Below are 8,869 nucleotides of genomic sequence, written 5' to 3'. Positions count from 1 at the left end.
TAGTATGTATAGCTTTCTACAAGATGGAATTTCTCTCCACCCTTTACGGTGACATTTCCAGATGCCGTTTTTCCTGTGGTTTCATTAACAAGGCTTACTCCGTTCTCCAGATGAATGGTAATGGTAAATGCTTCATTTGCCTTCCAGGTAAAACTTTCTGTTTCCTTTCCCGTTGCATTAACGGAAAGTCCTGGAAGAAGTTTCATTGCTGTCGGATCAGGCATTTTAGCAAGAGCTGCTTTAATCTCTTTCAGCATATTTTTTGCTGTTGTAGAAAGTGCACCTCCAAATCCGGATTCGCCATCATATAAATAATCAACCAGGTAATGCTGCATGGCTCTTGTCTCAGAACTGCATCCATATTTTTCCATGATGGATTTTACATTGTACCCGTTGAATATATGTCCCCATCCAGGACCGCCATATCCATAGAACAAAGCTTTCCGCAGATACTTATCATCTCCGCCCTCATCCAGTTCAACCATATTTTTATATGTTGTCCCACTTGGAGGTGACTGCATGGAGTGCTGCATACAATACGCATTTACTGTATAAGTCTTTCCGCCTGCTTTGTAACGAACATATTTGTAGCTGTCATTTCCACCCTGTCCCATAACTGTATCAAACGGATGAAGCTGGCCATCTGAATAATAGTAATATTTATTTGCTTCAATATTTGTTGCATCATCCCATGGAGTATCGGCTGCAAGTAACATGATACCGTTCTCTGCCTGATCCGTGGAAACACTTAGGTCAATGTCATCTGCTGGCATTTCAAAACTGAATTTATCCGATTCTTCGTGATAAGTCACCTCTGAATATAATAAATCTTCTGTATTCTCTGTCTGGTTTGCCTGTACTTTTGTTGTTCCTACTGCAATTAAGCTGCCTTGCGGCATATCTCCGGAAAATACAACGGTTTCTCCTGGCTGATACTGTCCATCTTCATGGTTCAGCTCAATATGAAATTCCTCTCCACGAACAATATTTACCTGATAATTTCCATCTGCATCTTCTGTTTTCTCTGTTCCGTCTGTAAAAGAATCGTCTGTCGCTTCTGGCATTTCTTCCAGATCTGTATCTGCAATTTCTTCAAATGTGCTGTCTGTATCCGGATTATCTATGGCTGGTTCTTCTGTTGAAACTTCCTCAGACGGGTTTCCCGGGATTGGTGTATCTATTGGCTCTTCCTCAACCGGAATTTCTGTCGGAGTTACTTCTTCATAGATTTCATCCTCTGACGGAATTTCTGCATTTACCTCATCCTGCACAGGTTCTTCACTCTCTGCAGTGCCTATGGCTGGCTCCTCGCCTTCTGCTTCATTCTCATCTTCCTGATTGCTTACAGATTCCTGATTCTCAGATTCAGTAACCTGCGCCGCAGCTTCCTTTACAATCAGCTTACGATTGATCTGATAAATTGGATGTCCACTTACTGACTCTACATAATAAACAGCTTTGTATGTATCTTCGTGATCTGTTGTAAAGTCCTGCTTTTCCTCATTTTTTGCCTCATGAAAAGTGATCTTTACCTTTTTTTCATCTGGTATTTCCAGTCCGGTAAAATCTTTCTCCACTTCAAAAATCCTGCCTGTTTCCAGTTCCAGATCTTTTGCTTTTACCACCTCATCTGCATCCAGCTCATTTTTTACCTCTTCATATAACGGTGGCTCTTCTGGTGCTGGTACCACATCTGCCGCATACCCGCAGTTATTGGCCGATAAATTCAGGCTCGAAAAAAAGCCCCCGTAGTTTTTTCTTAACTACTGAGGCTTTCGTCTCTTTCTTGTATTCAGTTATCTATGCCTTCTTTCATCAGCATAATCATTGTATCAGGATAAAGTTCACAAAGTATCCGCAATATGTTCCCATAAGTTCATGTCATTATTGGAATCGTACATATTTCAATATAAATAGTTCACCATTCAAATTCTGATTATTATTTCTCCATATACTCTTCTGCCATATGCACTGCCATAGCACCATCTGCCACTGCTGTTACTATCTGACGAAGTAACTTTGTTCTGACATCTCCTACAGCATAAACACCCGGAATACTCGTTTCAGTATTTTCACCTGCCACAATATATCCTTTATTATCCAGTTCTATCTGATTATCTAAAAAATCTGTTGTCGGTTTTCTTCCTATACTCACAAACAGACCGTCACATTCTATAATGTTTTCTTCTCCTGTAACTGTATCTTTCAACCGCACACCAGTCAATCGTTCTCCATAAATCAGTTCATTTACTGTATTATTCCATCGAAACTCTATATTTTCAGTTTTCACCAACTGATCATGGTAGATTTTCGTTGCACGTAATGTATCTCTTCGATGAACAATGATGACTTTCTTAGCAATTCGACTTAAAAGAGCAGCATCTGATACAGCAGAATTCCCACCTCCAACAACCACCACGATCTTATCTTTATAAAACATGCCATCACAGGAGGCACAATAAGCAACTCCATGACCTATCAATTCTTTTTCTTTAACAAGACCAAGTTCTCTTGGATTTGCTCCAGTAGCAATCACTACTGTTTTCCCAATATAAATTCCCGAACTAGTTTCTACTCTCTTAAGCTTTCCTGTTAAATCCATATTAAAAACTTCAGCATATTCACTTTTAGCGCCAAATTTTTCCGCCTGTTTTTGCATTTTCTCTGCCAATGAAAATCCGTCAATTCCATTTTCAAAACCAGGATAGTTATCAATCTGCCAGGTCAATGACATCTGACCACCCGCAGATAATTTTTCTAAAACAATTGTATCAAATCCTGCTCTGGCTGCGTATAATGCTGAAGTATACCCTCCAGGTCCTCCCCCAACGATAATCATATCGTAAACATGATTTTCATTCATACAGCAGTCCTCCTTTTATTTTTCCAATGCTTCATTAATAAAATTCTCTATCATTATTTTTGATTCAGGTGCAACAATAGAATCTATTGCCTTTCCATTTCGGTATAAAACCAGCGTAGGAATCACCTCAATCTTTTCAGCTTCTGCAATCTGCGGTTCTTCATCAATATTTACTTTCCCAGCAACAAGAATATCGCTGTATTCTTCACTTATTTTTTCATAAGCTGCTCCAATTCTACGGCAATAAACACACCAAGGTGCCCAGAAATCAACCAAAACCGGTTTTTCCTTATGAATTAGTTGTCCAAAATTTTCTTTATTTATATTTATAAATGTCATATTTTTCAACTCCTTCTCCTGTTTGAACTTAATATACCTCATAAATGATCTTGCTTCTGTGATGATATCACAGAAAAGACAATTTACTTATTACGCTTCTTTTTATTTCTATTCACGGTATACGTCAGTTATATAATTGACGCATCTCAACAAATTAAGTATACTATGTTCGTAAAGGAGATAACTATTATGAACTTCGAAAATTATTTTCCACTATGGAATGACTTAAATACAGCACAGAAAAAACTAATTTCAGACAATTTGATTACACGGGATGTAAAAAAAGGAACGATTATTCACAACGGAAACCTGGATTGTACCGGATTATTACTGGTTAAATCCGGACAGCTTCGAACTTACATACTTTCAAATGAAGGACGGGAGATTACACTCTACCGTCTGTTCGATATGGATATGTGTCTTTTATCCGCCTCATGTATCATGCGATCCATTCAATTTGAAGTAACCATTGAAGCAGAAAAAGATACTGCTCTTTGGATCATCCCTGCTGAAATCTATAAGGGCATCATGAAGGAATCTGCTCCCGTCGCAAACTATACCAATCAGTTAATGGCTACCCGTTTTTCTGATGTCATGTGGCTGATTGAACAGATCATGTGGAAGAGTTTGGATAAGCGTGTTGCTTCATTTCTTTTAGAAGAGACCTCTATTGAAGGAACAAATGAATTAAAAATCACTCACGAAACTATCGCCAACCATCTTGGTTCCCACAGAGAAGTTATCACTCGAATGCTTCGATACTTTCAAGGCGAAGGACTCGTCAAACTCTCCCGCGGCAAAATAACAATCCTTGATTCGAAAAGACTGGAAGCACTACAAAGATCATAAAACGGTTTTTCTATAATTCTAAAGAATCCTCCATTTATCAGAATTATGAAAGTCATTCTAATAAATGGGGGATCTTTCTATACTTCAATCAAACTATAAAAATATTTTATTTATTTCTAATAATCCATACCACATGCATATGATCTTTCAATCAGTGCATGGTCATTAGCCACTGCATCATAAAAGCGGAATCCACCGGAAAAGTTGTATGTTTCATATCCATTTACATTATAAGCAAAAGGTAAATCATTTTCTGTGATATTATCACAAACTATCGCAATAAAAAACCCTGTTGCTCACACGCACCAGGGTTTTTGTTTATCTATCCGTATTTAAATAATCAGAATTTTATTCAACTTCTGAAAACTGATTCTTTCCAACATTACATAATGGGCATTCAAAATCTTCTGGAACATCCTCCCACTTGTTCCTGGTGCAATACCACCTTCAGGATAACCTTCCTCTTCATCATATTCCCATCCGCAAACGTCACATACATATTTCATTAGTTTGTTCCTCCTTATAAATATATTAATACACAGCATATATTACTGTTGTATCTGAATTATTTTGTAATCTTAGCACGAATGTCAAGTGTTTTTAGCATTTCCATAATCCATGCCAGGTTGCAATACGCATATACTTCTTCTATCAGTTCACCATTGCAAAGACAAAAATCTGCTACTGGCTCCTGCCCTGGATTTAACTGTTTTTCTATATATTCCCTGATTGGTACTTAATGTAATCCACTCAATAAAATGCTCTTCAAGCATAGGATGTTTTGTTCTCCGACTACAACATGAACATGACTACCCTTCCACTGTATATACAGGTACATGTCTTCTCAACAGCAGCATTATTGTCACTGTAAATTTTTCTCTGTCTGCGTTCCTGCATATTTGTTTGTTGCCATTTCATTTACCTCCATTTTTTTAACTACTTTTTCAAAATCTGATGCTGGGTGTTTGCATAAAGGAGCCATATGAATGATTGGGTAAGTATTCACCTACATATTCATATCCAGATAGCCCCAAACCCCATATTGTTTGACCATCATCGGTTTTTTTAACTTTCCCTTGGCTTAGGTTTTATATATTCTGGTGATGCTCATTATGTTAACTGAATGTTCTGTGGTTGTATCAACAATGAGTGTTTGATATGAACATTTAAAATTCAGTGGGTCTATCAGTCTGTTTTTGTTGAGCCGATTGGATATTTGGCCCTGCCACATAAAATGTCACACATTACACACATGACACTGGTAAATGTATTTTCAATCTGAAATCGAATCTGTTCGGTCCATCTGGGACTTCAATCTTTCTTAATGCACCTTCCTCTACCAATATATCAAGATTTCTATAAACAGTTCCTTTTCCGAATTGTAGGATACCTTTCTTTTATAAAGTCATAAACTTCATTTGCTGAAACATGCTTCATCTCAGATACAGCATTTCTTACTAGATCTTTCTGAATTGTGCTTCTTCTATTTATCATCCACGCTCCTTATTAGGATCTATTCTTAATTAGGATTATATATCAACTTTAATCTGCTGTCAGCTAATAATAGTAATAATTCTTATTATTATAATAAATTAACATTACTGACTACCTTTTATCTAAATTACGATCGTCCTATTTTTGCGTTTCAAAAACATATTCTGCATCTGATGATAATAGATCAGAGAAAACGGAGATAAATAACCTAGTCTATCAAATTTCTTAATATCCTCCGGATTTTCAATCCTGTTTTCAGCCATGAACCTAACCATTTCACCACGCGCCATCTTAGCATATGTACCTTTTATCACCAGTTTATCTCCTCATAACTCACAAAATGTAATCGTAATGTATCTATCCTGTTGTGTCAGATATTTTTCTATGCATTTAGAGTATTCTTTCGATGCCAAATTGATTATAATCCTGCTGTTATCAATCACTGAGCGGTATAATAAATCACCCCAGTACTCATACAGATTTTTTGTTTCTCCTATTCCGACCTTCGCCTGCATTTCCAAACGATAAGGCGTCACACCATCCCTTGGTTTTAACACACCATAAAATGCAGATATTATTCTCAAATGATTTTGTACATACTCGAACTGACTGTCCTCAAACACGGATGGAGCCATATATTGAAAAGCAATTCCTTCATATGATAAAACAGCTGGAGTAAGTAAATGATATAGGTCCATGTTTTCCAATCTATTGAAGTTCTGTTCTGTAATTTTGTCATTACATTTCCAGATAGTCTTCAGTTCTTCTTTTGACTTACTTTTCAACCAACTTTGTATCTCTGTCGTCTTTTCAATAAATTCAGGCAATCCATCCGGTGCTATGCTGTCAGTATCTGTAATCATCTTTTTAGCAGGAGATAATATTATCTTCATTAATCTAATTCCTTAAGCATATTTTCAGGATCATCTGCAGCCTTGACTTTATCATTTGCCTTTATAATAAGCCCCTGTTCATCAATAAGATATGTGGTTCTTACTACCCCCATAGAGACTTTGCCATAATTTTTCTTTTCTTTCCATACATCATATGCTTCAATAACTTTCCGCTCTGGATCTGCTAGAAGTGTAAATGCCAATCCATATTTTTCCTCAAATCTCTTATGAGAGGATACAGAATCCTTACTGACTCCAAGAATAACTGCACCTTTTTCGGTAAACTGAGGGTATCGCTCGGAAAAACCACATGCCTGTTTCGTGCATCCTGCTGTATTATCCTTGGGATAGAAATATAAAATCACTTTTTTCCCTGTATAATCCGATAATCTATGTATTTTCCCATTTTGATCTGGCAACTCAAAATCAGGTGCTTTAATTCCTACTTCCAGCATTATTTATTCCTCCATCTCTGTAACTTTCTCTTTTTTCGTCTTTTCTTTCCTATTCCCGGTAATCATTTTATGACCTGTATATATCGCCATTACCATACATAACATGGAACTTAAAGCAAAGTATTTGTGACTCGATTTTAGCTTTTTATATCCAGTGTAAAAAGTCCCAAGCATTGTGATTAAAGCTCCTACTGACCAATATTTATGTGCTTTCATGTAATTCCTCCATTTTTTCAGTATATTCAATTCTAATTATACGCTACCTCATTTCTATGTCAATTCAAGACTCGTCGCATATCCCCTGTCTGTGGAGAATTTTGTCGAATAAAAAGAATCATCCTTGTACATCTGCAAAAGCTTTCTTGCAAACGCTTCTCTATCCTTAATATTTTTCCGGTTAGCGACCACGGTTAGATTTTCATCCCGATTTACGGAAAATGTTCCTACCACATCCGGTTCACCTTCCTTATGACTTGATTCAGGTTTCCCATAAATACTTCCTGCAGCAATTATCAAGATCGCTGCTCCTGAGATCACTGCAATTATCTTTTTCTTCATATTTTCATTAATTTCCTTTTAATTGTTTTACTGCGTAATTGACTACTTCTTCCGGTGTGGGTCTGTCTCCTTTAAGTGTCATTTTCTTCCATTCTTCCTGCACAGCCGGATCGGGATTATCAAATTCCTGCATCTATGGCTATCTGCATTTCTCTGCGTACCTCTTCTGGTGTTGTGTTTTACTTTTCTGCAATCTTCTCATAAATAGTTTTCTCTCTCATTCATTTTCCTCCAATATATAAGTAGAATTACACCTTGTTCTATAGAACCAATTTAGCATATTTCTATTATCATGAAAAGAGACTTTACTACTTATAGTTAGATAAATAGGACAAAAAAAGAAGATCTGCTTGCTCTTCCCATATTTTGGTAGTAAATTAATACGTCATGCCAGAGTAATGTATTATCTGGAATATCGCTATATAAAGGAAAGGGGCTGCATTCGTAACAGCCCCTAGTTTACTTCATCACGTTGTCTACATTCTGAGTGAACTCGTTCCCTGTTTTATTTTAGTATCGGTCTGGCTTTTGTTTCATAAATATAAATTCTGCCACAGAGCGGTCATACGTTTTAATGTGTCCAAATAACCAGTCGATTACATTTTTCTGTACAAGTTCACTGAACTGATCTGTTGGTCCTTCATACTCCTGAAGGTATTCATACAGTTCCTGAATTGTCTTTTTAAACTCTTCATGTTTTTCATAATGTTGTTCACGCTCTGGATAACCGGCTTTTTCCTGAAGTGCTTCCTCTTCTTTAAAATGAAAGTCAGTATACTCATTAAGATAATCCAGAAGTTTGATCGCCTTTACCTTGCTGTCGCCATTTTGACAGGCAATTACAAAATTCTGGATACGGTCGATCAATTCTTTGTGTTGTGTATCGATTGTTTTATTTCCTGTTACTAAATTGTCATCAAAGGTAATGTTTAAATCGTAAGTCATAATTTGACCTCCATTTCTTTTATATGTTCTCTTAGGCTCTTTTAATGTCTAGCAGTTTCGTACCTGCATTTTCTGTTTAGTCTTCTACAGGAACGAAAACATCTTTTCCTAATCCGCAAATTGGGCATGTCCAGTCATCTGGAATATCCTCAAATGCAGTTCCTGGAGCGATACCACCGTCTGGATCTCCTACTGCCGGATCATAAATATATCCACATGGTTCACATTCATATTTTTTCATAGTCATTTTTTCCTTTTCAATGTCGATTTATTTTTGTTACCAAATTCCTAACGATTTTTCTAGTTTTTAGTTTCTTTGTCTGTATTATACATGATAATTCTTCTTTTGTCAATAATAGTAATTATTATTATTTTCGCACTTAGCATAAACTGCTATTTGAATTGCACATTTACATATTGTATATGTCATGGGGATAGTTGAATAAAAAAATGAACTACAAAATCTCCTACAG

The 8,869-nt window shown here is 36.5% G+C and carries 10 protein-coding genes and 4 pseudogenes; 1 reads left to right on the top strand and 13 read right to left on the bottom strand.

Annotated features, from left to right (window positions below):
• From R1Y93_RS09330 to R1Y93_RS09320, 3 genes are all read right to left on the bottom strand, one after another.
• Positions 1 to 1,691: thioester domain-containing protein (locus R1Y93_RS09330; RefSeq protein WP_500822594.1), on the bottom strand; the 1,691-nt coding region annotated here is incomplete at its 3' end.
• A 248-nt stretch (positions 1,692 to 1,939) separates the two neighbouring features.
• Positions 1,940 to 2,863 (bottom strand): thioredoxin-disulfide reductase, encoded by a 924-nt coding sequence (trxB, locus tag R1Y93_RS09325; RefSeq protein WP_500822593.1) that lies wholly within the window; start codon positions 2,861 to 2,863, stop codon positions 1,940 to 1,942.
• 15 nt (positions 2,864 to 2,878) lie between these two features.
• Positions 2,879 to 3,202 carry a thioredoxin family protein gene (locus R1Y93_RS09320; protein WP_500822595.1) on the bottom strand — a complete coding sequence of 108 codons (324 nt, stop codon included), beginning with the start codon at positions 3,200 to 3,202 and terminating at the stop codon, positions 2,879 to 2,881.
• Between the two features lie 165 nt (positions 3,203 to 3,367).
• Here R1Y93_RS09320 and R1Y93_RS09315 point away from each other — a divergent pair, with 165 nt between their 5' ends.
• Positions 3,368 to 4,051, top strand: a complete 684-nt coding sequence (locus R1Y93_RS09315) for a Crp/Fnr family transcriptional regulator (RefSeq protein ID WP_500822592.1) — start codon at positions 3,368 to 3,370, stop codon at positions 4,049 to 4,051.
• Positions 4,052 to 4,399: 348 nt separating this feature from the next.
• Here the strand turns inward: R1Y93_RS09315 and R1Y93_RS09310 are convergent.
• From R1Y93_RS09310 to rd, 10 genes and pseudogenes are all read right to left on the bottom strand, one after another.
• A pseudogene (locus tag R1Y93_RS09310) lies at positions 4,400 to 4,557 on the bottom strand (rubredoxin).
• A 94-nt stretch (positions 4,558 to 4,651) separates the two neighbouring features.
• Positions 4,652 to 4,899, bottom strand: a pseudogene (locus R1Y93_RS09305) (desulfoferrodoxin family protein); the annotation flags it as partial.
• Positions 4,900 to 5,298: 399 nt separating this feature from the next.
• Positions 5,299 to 5,545 (bottom strand): annotated as a pseudogene (locus R1Y93_RS09300) (Fur family transcriptional regulator); the annotation flags it as partial.
• Positions 5,546 to 5,683: 138 nt separating this feature from the next.
• Positions 5,684 to 6,438 (bottom strand): annotated as a pseudogene (gene yaaA, locus R1Y93_RS09295) (peroxide stress protein YaaA).
• Positions 6,438 to 6,893, bottom strand: coding sequence for a thioredoxin-dependent thiol peroxidase (bcp, locus tag R1Y93_RS09290; protein WP_500822591.1), 456 nt, complete (start codon positions 6,891 to 6,893; stop codon positions 6,438 to 6,440). The pseudogene yaaA and the gene bcp overlap by 1 nt, the downstream one beginning before the upstream one ends.
• Before the next feature lie 3 nt (positions 6,894 to 6,896).
• The gene (locus tag R1Y93_RS09285; RefSeq protein ID WP_500822590.1) at positions 6,897 to 7,109 is read right to left on the bottom strand and encodes a DUF6219 family protein; all 213 of its coding nucleotides are present in this window, start codon (positions 7,107 to 7,109) and stop codon (positions 6,897 to 6,899) included.
• Positions 7,110 to 7,163: 54 nt separating this feature from the next.
• Entirely contained in the window at positions 7,164 to 7,451 is a 288-nt protein-coding gene (locus tag R1Y93_RS09280; RefSeq protein ID WP_500822589.1) for a hypothetical protein, read from the bottom strand.
• 7 nt (positions 7,452 to 7,458) lie between these two features.
• Entirely contained in the window at positions 7,459 to 7,584 is a 126-nt protein-coding gene (locus R1Y93_RS09275) for a hypothetical protein (RefSeq protein ID WP_500822588.1), read from the bottom strand.
• A 377-nt stretch (positions 7,585 to 7,961) separates the two neighbouring features.
• Positions 7,962 to 8,396, bottom strand: a complete 435-nt coding sequence (locus R1Y93_RS09270) for a bacteriohemerythrin (RefSeq protein ID WP_500822587.1) — start codon at positions 8,394 to 8,396, stop codon at positions 7,962 to 7,964.
• Positions 8,397 to 8,472: 76 nt separating this feature from the next.
• Positions 8,473 to 8,637: a rubredoxin gene (rd, locus tag R1Y93_RS09265; protein WP_148463579.1), complete on the bottom strand. Its 165-nt coding sequence runs from the start codon at positions 8,635 to 8,637 to the stop codon at positions 8,473 to 8,475.
• Positions 8,638 to 8,869 lie beyond the last annotated feature (232 nt).

This window comes from Blautia sp. HA3515, assembly GCF_059933065.1.
The sequence above is the reverse complement of the archived record's forward strand: the minus strand, read 5'-3'. Positions and strand labels throughout refer to the sequence as shown.

What these genes read in the sequence shown, in the direction of transcription:
- trxB (WP_500822593.1), bottom strand. Translation starts at nt 2,863, where the DNA reads ATGAATGAAAATCATGTTTACGATATGATTATCGTTGGGGGAGGACCT.
- R1Y93_RS09320 (WP_500822595.1), bottom strand. Translation starts at nt 3,202, where the DNA reads ATGACATTTATAAATATAAATAAAGAAAATTTTGGACAACTAATTCAT.
- R1Y93_RS09315 (WP_500822592.1), top strand. Translation starts at nt 3,368, where the DNA reads ATGTTCGTAAAGGAGATAACTATTATGAACTTCGAAAATTATTTTCCA.
- bcp (WP_500822591.1), bottom strand. Translation starts at nt 6,893, where the DNA reads ATGCTGGAAGTAGGAATTAAAGCACCTGATTTTGAGTTGCCAGATCAA.
- R1Y93_RS09285 (WP_500822590.1), bottom strand. Translation starts at nt 7,109, where the DNA reads ATGAAAGCACATAAATATTGGTCAGTAGGAGCTTTAATCACAATGCTT.
- R1Y93_RS09280 (WP_500822589.1), bottom strand. Translation starts at nt 7,451, where the DNA reads ATGAAGAAAAAGATAATTGCAGTGATCTCAGGAGCAGCGATCTTGATA.
- R1Y93_RS09275 (WP_500822588.1), bottom strand. Translation starts at nt 7,584, where the DNA reads ATGCAGGAATTTGATAATCCCGATCCGGCTGTGCAGGAAGAATGGAAG.
- R1Y93_RS09270 (WP_500822587.1), bottom strand. Translation starts at nt 8,396, where the DNA reads ATGACTTACGATTTAAACATTACCTTTGATGACAATTTAGTAACAGGA.
- rd (WP_148463579.1), bottom strand. Translation starts at nt 8,637, where the DNA reads ATGAAAAAATATGAATGTGAACCATGTGGATATATTTATGATCCGGCA.